This is a genomic window from Shewanella cyperi (assembly GCF_017354985.1).
Lineage (GTDB): Bacteria > Pseudomonadota > Gammaproteobacteria > Enterobacterales > Shewanellaceae > Shewanella > Shewanella cyperi.
On record NZ_CP071501.1, the window covers coordinates 2,140,257 to 2,158,731 of the forward strand.

Here is an 18,475-nt window from a genome sequence, read left to right on the forward strand (position 1 = left end):
TGGTTAAAAGCCAAGGCGCAGCGGGGAGGCACCATGAAGTTATTGTTGCTGGGAATAGGCAATGTGCTGTTCGCCGATGAAGGTATTGGCGTCCATTTCCTCCATTACATGGAAGAAAACTATCGCTTCAGCCACCCTCTCCACAGTCTGACCCTGTTGGATGGCGGCACCCTGGCCCAGGGGCTGACCCCCATCATCAGCCAATTTGATGAAATGCTGCTGGTGGATACGGTCAACGCCGCCGGAGCCAATCCGGGTCAGGTGTATTTCTTTGATTTCGACAAAGCACCGGCCGAAATTGACTGGCAGGGCAGCGCCCACGAAGTGGAGATGTTGCAAACCCTGACCATGATGGAAATGCTCGGGGACAGACCAAAAACCTGGGTACTGGGCGTGACCCCTACCCGCCTCGAGCCCATGCGTCTGGGCCTGAGTCCCGAGCTGCTCAGCGTGGTACCCCTGATGGAAGAGGTGGTGCTCAAGCACCTTCGAAGCCTTGGTTTTGAGGTGGAGCGCCGCCAACACCGCCCCATAGAAGAGCTGATCCCAAGCGCCTGGCAAGGGCAGATCCCAATTCATGAAAACTCTTAGATTTTACTTTCCCTGCCACAGGCCGGTCCCTTTCTATCACAGCTATTTCAACCAACTGCTGGCGACGGAGGAACTGGATTTGGCGATCGGGTATCACAATACGAGCGGCCAGTCTCATTACCTGCTGGATGCCAGTGGTAGCCAGGCACAACTGGAGCAGTTGGCCGATCTCCTGGCCAGGGAGCTACCGGTCTCGCTGGCGCTGGGTAAGCCGGGGCTGGAGCTTATCGAAACGCCCGACAGCTTGACAGCAACCGTGCCTATCCCACCCATGGAAGACATGGGGGCAGGTCTTGGATTTTGCAGCCACTGCCTGCCCTGGTTCAGTCAGGTGCAAGATGATTTGCCCCGGCAATTATCGCTGAGCTGCCCCTGCTGCCATGGCGAGCAACAACTGACGCCGGGGGCCCGGGCCATCACAGCGGATGAATTGGCAACAGCCGTGGCCGTGCTGGCGGATGGCAAAAGCGCAGTCCTTGGCGGTGTGACGTACGCTTACCGGGCGGCGCCGGAAAACGCTGACTGCACCAGCTTGCTTATTTGCGATCCCAAGGTGCTGACAAAACACCTTCTGGCCGATACAGAGCAGCAACTGGCGCTGTCGGCCCTGGAGAAACCCTGGGTTCGGCTCACGCCCCTGCCCGGACACGAGTTACTGAACCTACACTGGTATCGTTGCCGCTTCGCCGCCAGTCGTCTGGAGCTGCTGCTGACGGCCGCGCTGGCCCGGGCCGGTATGGATTGGGTGCATGTGTCACAGGATGGGGCCCGGGATGAGGTCTGTCAGCTGGCGGGAACCTGGATGCCGGTGCAGCGCAGCCAAAGCTTCAAGCTGACGCTCAGTGAATCCCTGTTTGCCCAAACCGAGTCGGCTACCGGGGCCTGGCGCGCCCGTTCGTGCGGCCCGGAGCAACTGCAACTTGAACCCCTTACCCATGGGGCCGAAATTAAGGATCCCGCCCGGCTGGCGCTGCAGGGGACACTGCTGCGCCGGGGCAAGGCTCTTGCCAATAGCGCAGTGCTTTACCTTGGTCATCAAGGCCCCATGCAGCTGCAGGGTTATGACGCCCAGGCAGAGCAACAGGTCTTTTTGTCCCTAAGCCCGTTGCCGGCGACGGGATTACAGCTTTATCAGGCCCTGCTAAGCGGCGCTCCCGAGCTGATACAGAAATTCCGTGAACAGTTTCCTTACGAATGTCTGGCATTGTCTGAGCTGAACCTCAGCAATGGTGCCAGTTCCCGCACTGATTCGCTGCAAAGCCTGCTTGCCACGGCCGCCTGTGTGCTGGGGCTGGGCTACCGCCAAAGCAAGCAGCAATTGGCCGCCGCCCTGGCCGCCAGCGCCACCCACCACAGGGGACACAATGCCCCCAGAGTCGATTACCCCCTGGTGTGGGGCAGCGAGGGCCGCACCATAGACTGGCGCCGCATGCTCGGCACCCTGATAAGCTTCCGCCTTGCAGGGGACAAGGACAGCAGTCGTCTGGCCTTTGGGGTATTGGACTCACTGGCGGATTATTTGGCCAACTGGGTGGAGCACCTGGATCAGCAGCTGGGGATAGAACAGCTGGTACTGGCCGGACAGGATCTCAATAATCCTGTGTTGGCCCAGCGGCTGACCTTGCGTCTGGGAAAAAACGTCAGGCTCAGGGTCAATCCGGCGCTGGATCTCGACGGCAGTCTGCTGGCGGTGGGCGCCTTATTTGACCGCCCTGCCCGCCGCTCAAGCCAGCAGCGGGAAACCGCGCCATGAAAGCCATAAGCCTGCATGTGGGCGGCATAGTTCAGGGGGTGGGTTTCAGACCCCATGTCTACCGCCTGGCCAGAGAACTGGCCCTCCGGGGGCATGTGCTCAATGACGCCAGTGGGGTACATATCGACCTTTATGGTGAGCCCACCCAGCTGGCGCGGTTTATTGAGCAACTCAGGCATTGCCCCCCGCCCCTGGCGCGAATTGATTTTATCCATGAAAGCCCACTGCCCATGCCTCCATGGCCGCCCCAGGATTTTGAGATCCGCTCCAGTCAGGCGGATGACAAGGCCACTGTGCTGGTGTCGGCGGACAAGAGCAGTTGCGATGCCTGCCTGGCGGAAATTCGCGATCCTGAAGATCGCCACTTTGACTACCCTTTCACCAACTGCACCCACTGCGGCCCCCGCTACAGCCTGATACGGTGCTTGCCCTATGACAGGGTCAATACCTCCATGGCTGCGTTTGCCATGTGCCCCGAGTGTGAAGCTGAATATCGGGATCCCATGGACCGCCGCTACCACGCCCAGCCCGTCAGCTGTCCCCAATGCGGACCGCACCTGAGCCTGCTCAGTGTCTCGGGAGAAGTGTTGTGTGATGACAGCAGCCGCGCCATGGATCTCACGGCAGATATGCTGGCATCCGGAAACATACTGGCCATCAAGGGCCTTGGCGGCTTCCATCTGGTCTGTGACGCCCGCAATGCAGATGCGGTTGCCCTGCTGCGGCAAAGAAAACACCGGCCAGCCAAGCCCCTTGCCGTGATGGTGCCCGATCTTGACTGCGCCAAACAGCTCGCTATCGGGTCGCAGGAGGAATGGCAACTGCTGTGCAGCCGTGAAAAACCCATAGTGCTGCTGAATAAACAGCCACAACAGTCGCTTGTCTGTGAGGCCGTGGCCCCCGGCATCGACAGACTGGGATTGTTTCTGCCCTACACACCGCTGCACCAGCTGCTGTTGGCACGCTGTGGCTTTCCCCTGGTGGCCACCAGCGCCAACCATAGCGGAGATCCCATCATCACGGACTCAGAGCAGGTGCTGGCGCGTCTGGGCAAGGTGGTGAACGCTGTGCTCGATCACAACCGCCCCATAGTCAATGGCTGCGATGACAGCGTGGTGCAATGGGCCGGCGGGCAGATGCAGGTGATCCGCCTCGCCCGAGGCTATGCCCCCCTGTGCCTTGAGAGTCAGCTTGACAGTCAGCGGGAAACCGACGGCGACTGGTTGGCCGTGGGACCGCAGCAAAAAAATACCCTGGCGCTGAATCTGGGCTCGCACCTGTTTCTGAGCCCCCACATTGGCGACTTGTTCAGCGTCGAAGCCGAGGCCTATTTCGAACGTACCCTGGCGACCTTTCAGCGCTTGTACAGCATAGCCCCCGCGGGCATCGCCTGCGATCGCCATCCCGATTACAGCTCCAGTCGCTGGGCCCATGCCAGGGCACAAGCGGGGCAAGGCCTGTTGCCGGTGCAACACCACCACGCCCATGTGCTGGCCACCATGGCGGCAAACGATATCAGCTCCCCGGTGCTGGGATTTTGTTTCGACGGCAGCGGCCTGGGAGATGAGGGGGAAATATGGGGCGGTGAGGTCCTGCTGTGTCGGCCGTCGGGCTACCGGCGTTTGGCCCATGTGCGCAGTTTCGCCGTCACCGGCGGTGACAAGGTCGCCACCGAGCCTTGGCGCGTCTTGCTTGGCCTGCTTGCCGACGAGCTGATTGATGACAGCATTCACGCCCTCAAACTGCCGGCGCTGGAAAGGCTCGGGGAGCTGCAGCGGGCCAACCTGCTGCGCCTGACCCGCTCCAGTAGACTCAAATGCAGTTCCATGGGGCGATTGTTCGATGCGGCAGCGGCCCTGCTCGGCTTCGAAGGGCCCATACTGTTTGAAGGCCAGGCAGGATTGTTTCTCGAAGCCCTGGCCGCCAAGTCACAGCCCAAGAATGGGTCGTCCAATTGTCTGCGCCTGGCGATAACCCCCGATGACAAAGGCTTTGTGCTCGACGGCCATGGACTGATCCTGGCAATGATAGATGCCCTTTGCGCCGGTACAGATGCCAGTGCAGAGCAGTTGAAGGCCGATCTAGCCCGGCAGTTTATTCTGGCCCTGTCACGGGCCGTGCTCGAATTGGCTGACCACTATCCGGACCTGCCCGTGGTCCTCAGTGGCGGCGTGTTCCAGAACCGAACCCTGGCCGACGCCTGTGTGGCCGGTTTGCAGCAAAGGGGTCGAACCCTGCTGCCCTGGGGCCAGGTGCCCGTGAATGATGGCGGTATCGCCCTGGGGCAACTGTGGGCGGCATTACACGGCAATAAGGGCGAAAGCCTGACCTGAATCAAGGCACTCGGGTGCCGAAAGACAGACACTGAATATCCGGGGCACGCCCCAGAGCAAGGAGACAAAGCCAAATGTGTAAAGATTGCGGCTGCAGCCTGACACAGGACAGCATGAAGGACACGCTGCGACAGAACCCCCAACTGCAGGATCCCAAGACCCTCAGTAGTATCCACAGGATCCTGGCACGCAACGACAGTGAGGCCGTTCATAACCGCCGCCACTTCGAAGCCGGTGCCATGAGCGCCTATAACCTGATGAGCAGCCCGGGAAGCGGCAAAACCAGTTTGCTGGAATACCTTGGTCAGTTCACGCCCCTGAGTTTTCAGGTCATTGAAGGGGATTTGGAAACCAGTCGCGATGCCGACCGCCTGCTGGCTCGCGGGATCAAAGCGGTGCAAATTCAAACCGGCAGCGCCTGCCATTTGGACGCTTTTATGGTGCATGGCGCCCTCCACCACCTTGATGGCAACCGGGTCGATATCACCTTTGTGGAAAACGTCGGCAATCTGGTGTGCCCCGCCAGCTACGACATAGGCTGCCATCGCAACATAGTGCTGGTGTCGGTACCCGAAGGTGATGACAAGATAGCCAAGTATCCGGTCATGTTCCGCCGCGCCGATTTGGTGCTGATCAGCAAGTGCGACCTGCTGCCCTATTTCGATTTCAGTCTGGATGAGGCGCTGACGTCGCTTCACGCCATTAATCCCAAGGTTAAGGTTATCCAGATCTCCATCAAGGATGGCCGCGGTATGGCCGAACTGGCCGACTGGTTGGCACAGGATCACGGTCAAAGATTCGCTGACCAGCCCCACAGCCGACAACGGCAGGGAGAGCGCTGATGTGTCTTTCGGTCCCGTCACAGGTGGTGGCACTGCATCCCGAAGAAGCCGCGGTCACGGTAGATACCCTAGGCGTACGGCGCAAAGTCAGTTGTCATTTGCTGGCCGATGAATTGACCATCGGCGACTACGTGCTGATCCACATCGGTTTTGTCATGAATAGAATTGATAAAGAAGATGCACTGAAAAGTATAGAAATATACAAGGATATAGTCTCAAGCATGGAGAGCGATGAAAATGCTTGAACTCAAGAGTTTGTACCGGGTGTTCCGTGATCCGGACACCATGGCGGCCTTGGCCGCGTCCATTGCCAAGGACGCAGCCCACTTGAGCGAGCCACTGAACATTATGGAGGTCTGTGGCGGCCATACCCACACCATAATGAAATATGGTCTGCCTGGCCTGCTGCCAAGCAACATACGTTTTATCCATGGACCCGGTTGTCCTGTGTGCATTATGCCAAAGGAGCGCATCGATCAAGCCGCGATTCTTGCAGCCCAACCGGGAGTGATATTGCTGACCCTGGGCGACATGATGCGGGTGCCCGGTTCCCATGGCAGCCTGGCGCAGCAAAGGGCCAAGGGGCTGGATATCCGCGCCCTCTATGATCCACTCGATGCCCTTGCCATTGCCCGTGACAATCCCGGCAAAACCGTTATCTATTTTGCCATTGGTTTTGAAACCTCCACCCCCATGACCGCAGTGCTGCTGGAACAGGCCGAACGTCTGGGGCTGGATAACCTGCTGTTCCACATCAACCACGTGCTGGTGCCGCCGGCCATGGACGCCGTAATGGCAGAGCCCGCCACCAAGGTGAATGCCTTTATCGGACCGGCCCATGTCAGTGTGATTGCCGGTGCCGACATTTATCGGCCTGCCGCAGACAAATATCACACCCCTGTGGTGGTCAGCGGCTTTGAGCCCGTGGATTTGATGGAATCCATTCTGCGCCTGGTGCGGCAGAAAAACGACGGCCGCAGCGAAGTGGAAATCCAGTACAGCCGCGCGGTCACGGCCGAAGGTAACCGCACGGCTCAGGCCAAGGTCAATCAGGTGATGGAAGTGCGGGACGAGTTTCGCTGGCGTGGTCTGGGCCCCATACCCAAGTCTGCCTTGAAACTCAGAGACGAATATCAACACCGGGACGCGGAGCGGGTTTACGGTGAGCGCCTGCCCATAGTGGAAATTGACGATCACAAGGCCTGCCAGTGCGGCGACATACTGCGCGGTCTTGCCGATCCCACGGATTGCCGGGTTTTCGGTCGTGGCTGCACCCCCCAGACGCCACTTGGCAGCTGCATGGTCAGCTCTGAGGGTGCCTGCAATGCCTATTACAGATACAGCGGAGGGCCGAATGTCCTTTAAACAGAGCACGTCCCTTAAACAGATCCAACTGGCCCACGGTGGCGGCGGCCTGGAGATGGCCAAACTGATCCGTGAGCTGTTTTTTACCGCCTTTGACAATCCCATTCTGGCAGCCGAAGAGGATGCCGCCGTGCTCAACCTGAGCGGCCCCTGCGCCTTCACCACCGACTCATTTACCGTATCGCCGCTGTTTTTTGCCGGTGGTGATATAGGCAAACTCGCCATTGCCGGCACGGTCAATGATCTGGCCATGATGGGCGCCGAACCCCAGTACCTGAGCCTGGCCCTGGTGATAGAAGAAGGCTTTGAACTGGCCAAACTGAAAACCATTATCCAAAGCATGGCAGCGGAACTGGCGAAAAGCGGTGCCCGCATCGTTTGCGGCGATACCAAGGTGGTGCCCAAGGGCTGCGCCGATGGCCTGTTTGTCAATACCACAGGTGTCGGCCGGGTGCTGCGTCCGGGCCTGTCGGCAGCAAAACTGCAGCCGGGAGATGCCATCCTGGTGTCCGGCGACATAGGCAGGCACGGCGCCGCCATTCTGATGGCCCGCGAAGGTCTGCAATTGGAGTCGGATCTGATAAGCGATTGCGCCAGCCTGTGGCAAGTGGTCGAGCAACTGCTGGCCCTTCCCTTTGAGCTGCACGCCATGCGCGATGCCACCCGCGGCGGCATCGCTGCCGTGCTCAACGAATGGGCCGTTCGCTCGGGTGTCGGCATAGCCCTTGAAGAAGCCCGTCTGCCGATCAGCGACGAGGTGCAGGGACTGTGTGAACTCTATGGCTTTGAGGCCACAGATCTCGCCAACGAAGGCACCTTCGTATTGGCGCTGCCCAAGCGCGATGCCGAAGGCGCCCTGGAAGTGTTGCGCCGTTTTGACGGCGGCAGCAAGGCCGCCATCATAGGTGAAGTGTGCGAGGATCACGCCGGCCGGGTGGTGTTGACCACCGCCTGGGGGGGACGACGCTACCTCGACCTGCCCCAGGGTGAATTGCTGCCGAGGATCTGCTGATGCACGAGTTCTCCATAGTGGAGGCGCTGCTGGAGCAGTGTGAACGCCTGGCGCGGGAGCAAGGCGCCATTGGTGTCACCCAGGTGAAGGTTCAGCTGGGGGAACTCAGCGGCGTCGAACCGGCGCTGCTCGCCACCGCCTTTGACGGCTTCAAGTTGGGCAGTCTCTGTGAACGGGCCGAGCTTGAACTGGAGATAGTGCCCCTGACCCTGAGCTGCAATGACTGCGGTGCCAGCGGACCCGCCCACAACCGCAGCATGATCTGTCCCCAATGTCAGGGTACCAATACCCGCACTCTGACAGGTGAAGAGCTGCTTCTGGCCCGCCTGGAGCTGGAGCTGCCCGGCGATACTAGTCCCCTGTCAGCCAGCTGATATGCAGTACCGAAGCGTCAAGTTGCCGCGACTTGAACCAGTCAAACCAGCGACGCTGGCTGTCCTGTAGCCTGTCACCCGGGCCCTTGATTTCCACAAAGGCCAGCCCATCCTGTTTCAGCACCAGCAGATCCGGCCAACCGCTGCGGTAAAATTGCGGATCCTTAAGCATACGTTCGAGCAAGTCCGTCAGCAGCGCCCCATCCAGGTGGCTAAGCACAGCCTCAAGCACCTCGCCGTCAAACAGCTTCCAGTTGACCCAATCGTTAACCAGGCCCTGCTTGGTTTCAAAATGCCGGGTCAATATCGACAGTTCCCCTTCCCGCAGGCGCTGCAGGCGCTCGTCCAGGGCAACTTGCCGGGCCGCCACAAATCCGGGACGGTACATGTCCCTTGGCCGGGATTGAAACGGATTGTCAAAGGCGCCCTTGACCGGCATGAAGATAATATCCCACAGCGCCAGGCCAAAAAGGCCGCAGACGAAGGCATTTTCCAAATGCCAGGCCCGCAGCCCCCGTGACTCGAACCAGGCGACGGCGGCCTGCTCAACCTTGCCTTCAAAGGGAGGAAGCGCCAGTTGCTGCCCTGGAATAGTCGAAGCCGGCGCCCTAAGCCAAGGCCTACCAAGCAGCCTGGCCAATCGCGGCCCCATGCGCCTTGCCGCCGCCAACTCCTGCTCGTCCCAGGGATTGGCAATCATGGCCTCCACCACAGCCAGGGCCTCTTCAAAGCGTGCCAGTTTCTCCAGACAACGTGCCGAGCGCTCCCGAGCCGGCGTCTGCGCCAGTTCCCCGTAAATTGTCAGGGCAAGGTCATCATCCCCCCTGCGCTCCAGCTCCCGGGCAATGCGGCCCCTTAGCTGCTGGCGTTTATCCTCCAGCCCGCCCCCAGTAGCCAAGGGATGGGGGCACCGGGCCAGCATAAGCTCTAGTTCATCGCGCTCCAGAATACGGCCGCTCAGCTCAAGCTGCTCACTGAGCTGGCTCAGCAAAAGCGCCGCGTCTATGTCGGCCCGGGTGTCGAACCTGCGCAGGGCCTTGTCTACGGCATAGTTTTCATAGCGCCGCAGGCCCATATCACCAAGCACAAATTCGCTGAGATCCTGATAGCTGTTGCCAAAATAGAGCAACTTGAACAGGGCCATGGGATCGTCCCGCAGCCAGAGACAATCGCTGCGCCAATATTCGGCCAGGCTCGACCACAGGCCTTTCTGCTCAATCAGTGCTGCCAATTGGGTTTTGGTTGCGCCCTTGCTTACGCCCAGGGGCGCGGCCTTGGGGTCCTCAGAGACCAGCGCCGTGCGCCACTCGGCCAGGGTCAGTAAAGAATTGAGCTCAGAATGGGGCGCGGCCAGCCCGGTTTCGATAAAGCCCGCCAGGCGCAGCTCATTCAGTGCCGAGGGCAAATCATCCAGTTCCGGATAGTGAAGTTTGCTTATCCTGAACCATTGGCCCTTGCGCAACAACAGTCTGACCAGCAGGCAGCGGGCGTCATGGCCAAGTTGGTCGAAGCGTGCAAGAAACCCCAGCTCGCTGTCACTCAGCAGATCGCGATACCTGTCGAGTCCCCCCAACAGGCTGAGAAAATTGCCCAGATAGTAGTCCGGAGCGAGAGATGGCACGTCGGCCATGGGATCAACTGCGGTAAATGGTTTGGATCAGGTGAAAGCCGAATTGGGTTTTGACCGGACCATGTACTTCCAGCACCGGCTTTTTAAACACCACATCATCGAATGCCTTGACCATCTGTCCGGGGCCGAACTCCCCCAGATCGCCGCCGCGACGCTTTGATGGACAAAGGGAATATTGCTTGGCCAACTTGCCGAAATCCTCGCCCTTGGCGATACGGGCCTTAAGCTTTTCTGCCTCTTCGCGGGTTTTGACCAGAATATGTCGTGCACAGGCGCGGGCCATGGTTTACCTCTTTTGCTGCGCCCCGTCTGGGGGCACTTAACTGGAAAAATCTGGGGCGATCTTACCGCAAAAGCGCGGCGGCGTCAGTCTTGCCGTCACCGGGGACAGCGCCTACACTGGCACCTCGTTGACAGCAAAAGGAGTTTTCAATGTGGCAGCAACACACTCTTAATCTCAAAGCGCGAGCCAGGGGCTTTCATCTGATCACCGCGGAAATCAATGCCGCGCTGCAAGGCATGCCTGCGGTTAGCTGTGGCCTGCTGCATCTGCAACTCTTGCACACCTCGGCCTCCCTCAGCCTCAATGAGAATGCCGATCCCGATGTCCGGGGTGATTTCGAACGTTTCTTTAATCGCCTGGTCCCTGAAAACACGCCTTACTTCAGACACCTGGATGAAGGCCCGGATGACATGCCGGCCCATATCAAGTCCAGTATCCTTGGTACCAGCCTGCTGCTGCCTGTTAACCGGCAACAACTGGCACTGGGTACCTGGCAAGGCGTGTATCTGGGGGAGCACAGGGATGCGGGGGGATCGCGGCGCCTTTTGCTAACCCTGCAGGGGCAGCCGGGATAAACCAGCGGCCCCTTGGTTGCTACTCCGCGATTCTCTCTATGCGGGCGAGATAAAAGCCGTCAAAACCCTGATTTGCGGGCGTAATACACTCATCATCCAGCAGGCGGAAGTTGCTTTGCGCCGCAAGAAATTTGTCCACCTGACGGCGGTTTTCGGATGGCAGTATCGAGCAGGTTGCGTAAACCAGTATGCCGCCGACCTTCAACATCCGGCTGTAGCTGCCGAGAATATGTTCCTGCAACTCCATCAGCACCGGCAAACGCTCTTCGGTGTCTCGCCACTTGGCATCGGGGTTACGTTTGAGTACCCCAAGGCCAGAACAGGGTACATCGAGCAGCAGCCGATCGGCGGACAGCTTGAGGCGCTTGATGGTCTTGCTGCCGGCAATGAGGCGGGTTTCAACATTGTGGGCACCGGCGCGGCGGGCACGCTGCTTCAGGTTATCCAGCTTCCATTGCTCCACATCCATGGCCAGCAGACGACCACGGCCCTGCATCTTGGCAGCCAGATGCAGGGTCTTGCCGCCGGCTCCGGCACAGGCATCGATCACCCGCATGCCGGGCGCCACATCCAGGGCATCGGCCACCAGCTGCGAACCAGCATCCTGCTGCTCAAACCAACCATCGGCGAAACTCTGGGTGCGAAACAGCGCCGCATCCGAGGTCACTTCCAGCGCCGAGGGCACACCGGCCACCGGCTGGGTATCAACGCCTTCGCCCTTGAGACGGGCCATCAGCGCCTGCGGATCGCACTTGAGACCGTTGCTGCGCAGATAGCGCTTGGGTGCCAGCGCCAGTGCCGCGCGCTCTGCCGGCCAGGCCTCGCCCAGCTCCGCTTGGCCCAGGGTATCCAACCAGGCGGGACAACCGTCCCACAGTGGACCTTGGTTGCGGGCCTGTGTCAGACGACCTGCGAATTCGGCCGCATCCACCGGCAAGGCGTACTTCATTTTCGGCAGTGGCAATTCATGGAACAGATGCCAGGCATTGATAAGCCGCGAACCTTCACGCTCCACCCTTGCCGGCTCTATGTCGGCCAGATAGCAAAACAGATTCAGACGCCGCAGCAGATCCCCCGTGACCAGAGCTATCCTGGCCTGCTCGGCAGGTGCCAGTTGCAGTCCTGAGAAGTGTTTTGAATAGGCTCTGTCCAGGGGCGCACCTTCAATCAAAACCTGATTGAGGACACCGAGCACCAATTCGCAGGAAGACGCAGACAAGGGAGATAACATAATGGCAGGATCCGGGTGAAGAAAACCGCCGGATCTTAGGCGTTAACGCCGGCGGGCGCAAGGCGAACCTGCCCCGAAAGCCACAAACGGCGTGAAAAATCCGCCAAAATAAAAAGAGGCCCCGCAGGGCCCCTTTCAAACTCGGCAATAGTGCCTGCAATATCAGTCCAGGCGTGAACCGCGCAGGCCATAAAACAGTATGTAACCATAGCAAAGGACCGGCAGCACGAAGGACAGATGCAGCCCGACCCCATCGGCCAGCATGCCCTGAAACAGCGGGATGATGGCGCCACCGACAATGGCCAGACACAGCACACCGGAACCCTGTGAAGTGGCAGGACCAAGATCCCGCAGTGCCAGGCTGAAAATGGTTGGAAACATGATGGAATTGAACAGGCCCACGGCCAGGATGGACCACATGGCCAGCTGACCTTCGCTGCCCATGGCAACCATCACCAGCGCCGCCGCCATCAGAGCGTTGAACGCCAGCACCTTACCGGCAGCCACTTTTTGCATTACGGCAGAGCCGATAAAGCGCCCCACCATGGCACCACCCCAGTAATAGGCGATGTAATGGGCCGCGTCGGCTTCAGCCAGTCCGGCGACCTTGTCATCGCCAAGGAAGTTCACCAGCAAGCTGCCGATGGCCACTTCACCGCCCACATAAACGAAAATAGCCACGGCGCCGAGCACCAGGTGACGGTAGCTCAGGGCGCTGCGGACAGGTTCAGCAACCGCGTCTTCCTGGCTGTGGATGACGGGCAATGACAACTTGGAAAACACCAGTGCCAGCAGGCCCAGCATGCCTGCCAGCAACAGATAAGGCAGCTTGACCACATCGGCCTCGGCCTGGGCGTCCAGGGCTGCGCCACTGGCCACTGACAGGATCAATACGGCACCGAAAAAAGGCGCCACTGTGGTGCCAAGAGAGTTGAAGGCCTGGGTCAGGGTCAGTCGGCTTGAGGCGGTTTCCGGATTGCCGAGTGCCGTCACATAGGGGTTGGCAGCCACCTGCAGTACAGTGATGCCGGACGCCAACACAAACAAGGCACCGAGGAACAAGCCATAGGATATGGCCGCTGCCGCGGGGTAAAACAACAGGCAACCTATGGCCGCAACCACCAAACCTGTCACTATACCGCGCTGATAGCCGAGTTTTTTCACCAACTGCCCTGCCGGTACCGACACCAGGAAGTAAGCGCCGAAGAAGCAGAACTGGATCAGCATCGCCTGGGTATAGTTCAGTGAGAACACGCCCTTGAGGTGCGGGATCAAAATATCATTCAGGCAGGTAATAAAACCCCACATAAAGAACAGCGACGTGAGCGACGTCAGGGCAAAACCGTATTTGCCCTCTGTTGCCGCCACTTGGACCGTAGCCCCGGTGTTGATACTGCTTGCCATAGCTTCCTCTCTTTCTGTTGTTATCGTTATTTGCGACGCCAGGCCGGCCCCAAGGGTCAACCTCGACCGCTGTCGCTATGTATAAAATATTCCATCTTCGACTGATACTGATGAAAACCCGGCGCCTGGTCAACGATTAAGCCCGTCTCCAGGCTTAATCATGCATCAGATTTTTTCATCCAATAATTTGATTTAATCAGCTCAGCTTGGCAAAAAAGCTGCCATAGGGCGGCAGGCTCAGGCTATCCCCCACAAGTTGCCCCGCGACCAGCCCATGGCCCTGGAGACCTTCTGACACCTTTAAGCCATGCAAATCGTGGCTTTCTTCGGAGCTACCGAGGTTAAAGGCCACCAGGTATTGCTCATTTTGCCATTGTCTGATGAACAGCAGCAAAGGCTCTTTGCTGTCGATAAATTTGATATCACCCACCACCAAAGCCGGGTGTTGTTTACGCCAGGCCATAAAGCGGCGGAATTGGTTCAGCACTGAATCTTCTGCGCTTTCCTGCACATCCACTGCTTTGGGCAGGTGCTCGGGAGCCAATGGCAGCCAGGGTTTGCCGTTGCTGAACCCGGCTTCCTTTGCCTGCGCCTGCCAGGGCATGGGGGTGCGGCAGCCGTCACGGCCCTTGAAGTTGGGCCAGAAAGCAATGCCAAAGGGATCCTGCAGGGCCTCAAAAGGAATGTCGGCTTCGGTGAGCCCCAGCTCTTCACCCTGATAGCTGCAAATACTGCCGCGCAAACTGGCGAGCATGGCGCTCAGCATCTTGGCCATATCAGCAGGCGCATCGGCACCACCCCAACGGCTCAGTACCCGCTCCACATCATGATTGCCTATGGCCCAACAGGGCCAACCGTCACCAATGCTGGCTTCCAGGGCTTCCACCGTGCTGCGGATATAACCGGCACTGTAATCCTTGGTCAACAGTTCGAAGCTGTAGGCCATGTGCAGGCGGCCATCACCCTGGGTGTATTCGGCCATGGTGGCCAGAGAGTCTTCAGAAGACACCTCCCCCAGGGTCACGGTACCTGGGTAGCGGTCGATCAGCGCCCGCAACTCCTCGATAAAACCGACGGTCTCGGGACGGGTGTTGTTGTAATAGTGATATTGATAGGCGTAGGGGTTGTCTTCCGAGAAGCCCCTGCCCTGACGTTGATCCTTGGGCTTGGCCGGATTATCCCTGAGCTCCGCATCATGGAAGCAGAAGGTAATGGCATCGAGGCGGAAACCATCAACGCCTTTTTTCAGCCAGAACTCCACATTGCTCAGCACGGCACGACGCACGTCTTCACAGTGGAAATTGAGATCCGGCTGGCTTTTCAGGAAGTTGTGCAGGTAGTACTGCTGGCGACGGGGTTCCCATTCCCAGGCACAGCCGCCGAAAATGGCCAGCCAGTTGTTGGGCGGGGTACCGTCTTCGCGGGGATCGGCCCATACATACCAGTCAGCCTTGGGGTTATCCCGGCTTTGGCGGCTCTCTTCAAACCAGGCATGGGCATCGGAGGTGTGACTCAGCACCTGATCTATGATGACCTTGAGTCCCAGGCTATGGGCCTTGGCAATCAATTCATCAAAGTCTTCCATGGTGCCAAACAATGGGTCGATGGCCAGATAGTCACTGATGTCATAACCGAAGTCTTTCATCGGAGACTTGAAAAAGGGCGAGATCCAGATCGCATCCACGTTCAGGCTGGCGATATAATCCAGCTTGGCAATGATGCCCTTGAGATCGCCGACGCCATCGCCGTTGGTATCCAGCATACTGCGCGGATAGATCTGGTAGATGACGCCACCGCGCCACCAGGCTAACTCATTCATTCTCGCCTCTTTTTTACTTTTATGGCCGGCATCTGCACTGATGTCAGGGTTACAACTTTGTTGCCCCGAGGTAAGCGGTTTGACGCCTTTTAGGATTGAAACGAGGATACGTGAACTGGGAAACCGCCTTCAATACGGCTGCATACGTATGCAGAGATCATTCCTCATCGCAGCTGGCGGACAGAATGTTCTATTCCTATATTAAACAATGAGTAACAAGCATTTGTTCGTATGAAAAAGCCCTCTTTTTAACCATAACGGCGTCACAATCCTGCTCCATGGGCCTTTTGAATACGTATGCACACGATTGAGCAAGCCCAAATGGCGGGAGTAGTATCTTCACCGTTGTGCAACAATTTGGTTATAAAAACGGCACTTATGCAGTCAGGTAAGCGCGTTAACGCCAAATACACTACTACAAATGACTGTTGTCCCAACACTTATAAGCTAAGACATGAGCTATAGCGACAAAGGGGAAAGATGAATGTTCCAATATAAACCGAGCCTACTGACGTTGGCACTGGTAGCCGCCGGTGCCAGCATGTATTCCTACGGCGCGCTCGCCGCAGAAGATGCTGCCAACCAAAAAGCTGAAGACGAGTCCATTGAAGTTATTCAGGTGACCGGTATCCGCCGTTCACTGCAAGAATCCCAAGCCACCAAGATGTCCAACTCTTCGGTGGTTGAGGCCATTTCGGCCGAAGATATTGGCAAGTTGCCCGACGTCAGTATTGCTGAATCTCTGGCACGTTTGCCCGGTGTTGCTGCGCAACGTCTTGACGGTCGCGCCAACGTAATCTCTATCCGTGGTCTGGGCCCGGACTTTACCACAGCCACTCTCAATGGCCGTGAACAGGCTTCGGTCAACGACAACCGCGGTGTTGAGTTTGACCAATACCCATCTGAACTCCTGAATCAGGTTGTGGTGTACAAGACGCCCGATGCATCCCTGATGGCTCAATCCATCGGTGGTACCGTGGACATGCGCACCATCAGCCCCCTGGCCCACGGCGAGCAAACCATTGCCGTTTCTGCCCGCGGTGAACTGAACGATCTGGGCGCGCTTAACAGCGACAGCACTGATAAGGGTTATCGCGCCAGTGTCTCCTATGTGGATCAGTTCCTCGACGACACCCTGGGTTTTGCCTTCGGTTATGCCCGCATGCAATCGCCCAACCAGGAAGAGCGTTGGCAGGCCTGGGGCTATCCCCGTATCGACTACAAAGATGATAATTCACCTTATGTGCTGGGTGGAGCCAAACCCTTTGTACGATCCAGTGAACTGGAGCGGGATGGTTTCCTGATGGTGCTGGAATATCAGCCAAACGATCAATTCCACAGCTTACTGGATGTGTATTACTCCCAGTTCAAAGATCAACAGCAATTACGTGGTATTGAAATGCCAGGTCGTTGGGGCGCTAACGATGACAATAATGCTGGCGGTTGGGCTAACGACGGCATTACCGCTGTCGCAGTGGATAACGGTCTGGTCACTCAGGGCGTTATCAACAATGCCGGCGTTATCGTTCGTAACGACGTCAATACCCGTGATGCAGACGCCCTGTCCATTGGCTGGAATAACAAGTACATAGTCAATGACAACTGGAGTCTGGAGGCGGATATCGCCCTGTCCAAGGCCAACCGTACCGACATAGGTATGGAAAGCTACAGCGGCACCGGCCGTGGCAATGGCAATGGCGCCACCGACACCCTGGGCTTTGCTTACCAGGGTGATGGTCGCTATCAGTTCACCCATGATCTGAACTATGCCGATCCCAACGTGATCAAACTGGGTGGAGCTTTCAGTTGGGGAGATCCGGTTGGACCAAGCAGCCAGGACGGTTTTATCAACAAACCCGAAATCGACGATGAACTCAAGTCCATGCGTCTTGCCGCCGAGTATGTGCTCGACAGCGGTGCCGTGCGCAGCGTGCAATTCGGTGTAAACTACACCGAGCGCGAAAAGTCCAAGCTGGACCAGGGTTTCTACCTGACCCTGAAAGACTACCCTGAAATGCTGACGGTGCCGGCGAAGTACCTGCTTGATCCTACTTCCCTGGCTTTCTTTGGCATGGGTGACATGCTGAGCTATGACTCCCTGGCTTTCTACAACGACGGCAACTACATAGAGACCAATGCTGACTCTGTGGATCTGAGCCGCGCTACCAACTCCTGGTTGGTTAACGAGGAAGTGACCACCGGTTTTGTCAAAGCCAACCTGGAAACCGAAGTCTTCGGTCTGCCCATGTCAGGCAATATCGGCCTGCAGGCGGTACACACAGACCAAAGTTCCGACGGCACAGCAGCGACAGTTAACGCCCTTGGCAAAGTAGAGAAAACTCCAGTTACCGCCGGTGACAGCTATCTGGAATGGCTGCCCAGCATGAACCTGGCATTCGAAGTGGCAGAAGATCAGGTGGTACGCCTGGCCGCGGCCCGCACCCTGACCCGTGCCCGCATGGACAAGATGAATGCCAACGTTAACTTCAGCTACACCGAAACGCCATCAGCGGGGAATCCGAACTGGAGCGGTGGCGGCGGTAACCCGCAGCTGCGCCCCTGGCTGGCACGCCAGTATGATATCAGCTATGAAAACTACTTTGCCGATCAGGGTTATTTCTCTGTCGCCCTGTTCTACAAAGACCTGGAAAACTTCGTCTTCGATCAACACAGCGATTTTAACTTCGGTGAGCTGTTCCCTGAAAAATCAGGGAATCCAATCGGTGATGTGACACTGCCACAAAATGGTAACGGTGGTTACGTTCGTGGTGTCGAGGCCACAGTTCAGCTGGACTTCGGTTATTTCGTACCCGAGATGGAAGGTTTCGGTATGTACCTGAGCGGTACTTACAATGAAAGCGAAGTCAAAGAAACTGCCGACAGTGAACCCACTACACTGCCAGGCCTGTCTGAGAAGACCTTCAATGCCACGGTTTACTACGAAAACAGTGGCTTCCAGGCACGTATCAGCTCACGCTACCGCTCAGACTTCCTCGGCGAAGTGACCAAGATCAGTCTGCAGCGTGAGAACGTCAACATCAAAGCCGAAACCGTAGTGGACGCACAGGTGGGTTATGACTTCTCTGAAAGTGGCATCGAAGCCCTGTATGGCTTGTCGGTTCTGTTCCAGGTGAACAACCTGACCAACGAGCCTTTCATCTCCTACACAGGTGATGATCAGCGTTTCGTTCGAGACTACCAGAACTATGGTCGTAACTACATGCTGGGTGTGAACTACAAGTTCTAATCCCCAGGCTTGCTAG

The 18,475-nt window shown here is 57.8% G+C and carries 15 protein-coding genes; 10 read left to right on the forward strand and 5 right to left on the reverse strand.

Going from position 1 to position 18,475, the window contains the following annotated elements; genetic code table 11:
* Positions 1–33 precede the first annotated feature (33 nt).
* The 8 genes from JYB84_RS09290 (at position 34) to JYB84_RS09325 (ending at position 8,270) form a co-directional block, all read left to right on the forward strand.
* Positions 34–591, forward strand: coding sequence for a HyaD/HybD family hydrogenase maturation endopeptidase (locus JYB84_RS09290; protein ID WP_207319834.1), 558 nt, complete (start codon positions 34–36; stop codon positions 589–591).
* The gene (locus tag JYB84_RS09295; RefSeq protein ID WP_207319835.1) at positions 578–2,344 is read left to right on the forward strand and encodes a Kae1-like domain-containing protein; all 1,767 of its coding nucleotides are present in this window, start codon (positions 578–580) and stop codon (positions 2,342–2,344) included. Before JYB84_RS09290 ends, JYB84_RS09295 begins: the two co-directional genes overlap by 14 nt.
* Positions 2,341–4,677 carry a carbamoyltransferase HypF gene (gene hypF / locus JYB84_RS09300; RefSeq protein WP_207319836.1) on the forward strand — a complete coding sequence of 779 codons (2,337 nt, stop codon included), beginning with the start codon at positions 2,341–2,343 and terminating at the stop codon, positions 4,675–4,677. The genes JYB84_RS09295 and hypF overlap by 4 nt, the downstream gene beginning before the upstream one ends.
* A 74-nt stretch (positions 4,678–4,751) precedes the next feature.
* Positions 4,752–5,519: a hydrogenase nickel incorporation protein HypB gene (hypB, locus tag JYB84_RS09305; protein ID WP_207319837.1), complete on the forward strand. Its 768-nt coding sequence runs from the start codon at positions 4,752–4,754 to the stop codon at positions 5,517–5,519.
* Positions 5,519–5,764 (forward strand): HypC/HybG/HupF family hydrogenase formation chaperone, encoded by a 246-nt coding sequence (locus JYB84_RS09310; protein WP_207319838.1) that lies wholly within the window; start codon positions 5,519–5,521, stop codon positions 5,762–5,764. The genes hypB and JYB84_RS09310 overlap by 1 nt, the downstream gene beginning before the upstream one ends.
* Positions 5,757–6,884, forward strand: coding sequence for a hydrogenase formation protein HypD (gene hypD / locus JYB84_RS09315; RefSeq protein ID WP_207323167.1), 1,128 nt, complete (start codon positions 5,757–5,759; stop codon positions 6,882–6,884). The genes JYB84_RS09310 and hypD overlap by 8 nt, the downstream gene beginning before the upstream one ends.
* Positions 6,874–7,896, forward strand: a complete 1,023-nt coding sequence (hypE, locus tag JYB84_RS09320) for a hydrogenase expression/formation protein HypE (RefSeq protein WP_207319839.1) — start codon at positions 6,874–6,876, stop codon at positions 7,894–7,896. Before hypD ends, hypE begins: the two co-directional genes overlap by 11 nt.
* Complete coding sequence (locus tag JYB84_RS09325; RefSeq protein WP_207319840.1) at positions 7,896–8,270, forward strand: hydrogenase maturation nickel metallochaperone HypA/HybF; 375 nt, start codon at positions 7,896–7,898, stop codon at positions 8,268–8,270. Before hypE ends, JYB84_RS09325 begins: the two co-directional genes overlap by 1 nt.
* Here the strand turns inward: JYB84_RS09325 and JYB84_RS09330 are convergent.
* Positions 8,248–9,900: a VRR-NUC domain-containing protein gene (locus tag JYB84_RS09330; RefSeq protein WP_207319841.1), complete on the reverse strand. Its 1,653-nt coding sequence runs from the start codon at positions 9,898–9,900 to the stop codon at positions 8,248–8,250. The genes JYB84_RS09325 and JYB84_RS09330 overlap by 23 nt on opposite strands.
* A 4-nt stretch (positions 9,901–9,904) precedes the next feature.
* Entirely contained in the window at positions 9,905–10,183 is a 279-nt protein-coding gene (locus tag JYB84_RS09335) for a peptidylprolyl isomerase (RefSeq protein WP_207319842.1), read from the reverse strand.
* A gap of 149 nt (positions 10,184–10,332) precedes the next feature.
* Between JYB84_RS09335 and JYB84_RS09340 the strand changes: the two genes are divergently transcribed.
* Positions 10,333–10,758 (forward strand): secondary thiamine-phosphate synthase enzyme YjbQ, encoded by a 426-nt coding sequence (locus tag JYB84_RS09340; protein ID WP_207319843.1) that lies wholly within the window; start codon positions 10,333–10,335, stop codon positions 10,756–10,758.
* A 19-nt stretch (positions 10,759–10,777) separates the two neighbouring features.
* On the opposite strand, the gene JYB84_RS09345 is transcribed toward JYB84_RS09340, so the two are convergent.
* The 3 genes from JYB84_RS09345 to JYB84_RS09355 all read right to left on the reverse strand — a co-directional run bounded on the left by JYB84_RS09345 (position 10,778) and on the right by JYB84_RS09355 (position 15,212).
* Positions 10,778–11,992 carry an RsmB/NOP family class I SAM-dependent RNA methyltransferase gene (locus JYB84_RS09345; protein WP_207323168.1) on the reverse strand — a complete coding sequence of 405 codons (1,215 nt, stop codon included), beginning with the start codon at positions 11,990–11,992 and terminating at the stop codon, positions 10,778–10,780.
* Positions 11,993–12,151: 159 nt separating this feature from the next.
* Positions 12,152–13,393 carry a sugar MFS transporter gene (locus tag JYB84_RS09350; RefSeq protein WP_207319844.1) on the reverse strand — a complete coding sequence of 414 codons (1,242 nt, stop codon included), beginning with the start codon at positions 13,391–13,393 and terminating at the stop codon, positions 12,152–12,154.
* 196 nt (positions 13,394–13,589) lie between these two features.
* A complete protein-coding gene (locus JYB84_RS09355) occupies positions 13,590–15,212 on the reverse strand; it encodes an alpha-glucosidase (protein WP_207319845.1) in 1,623 nt (540 codons plus the stop codon).
* Positions 15,213–15,696: 484 nt separating this feature from the next.
* Between JYB84_RS09355 and JYB84_RS09360 the strand changes: the two genes are divergently transcribed.
* Positions 15,697–18,459: a TonB-dependent receptor gene (locus JYB84_RS09360; RefSeq protein WP_207319846.1), complete on the forward strand. Its 2,763-nt coding sequence runs from the start codon at positions 15,697–15,699 to the stop codon at positions 18,457–18,459.
* Positions 18,460–18,475: the final 16 nt, after the last annotated feature.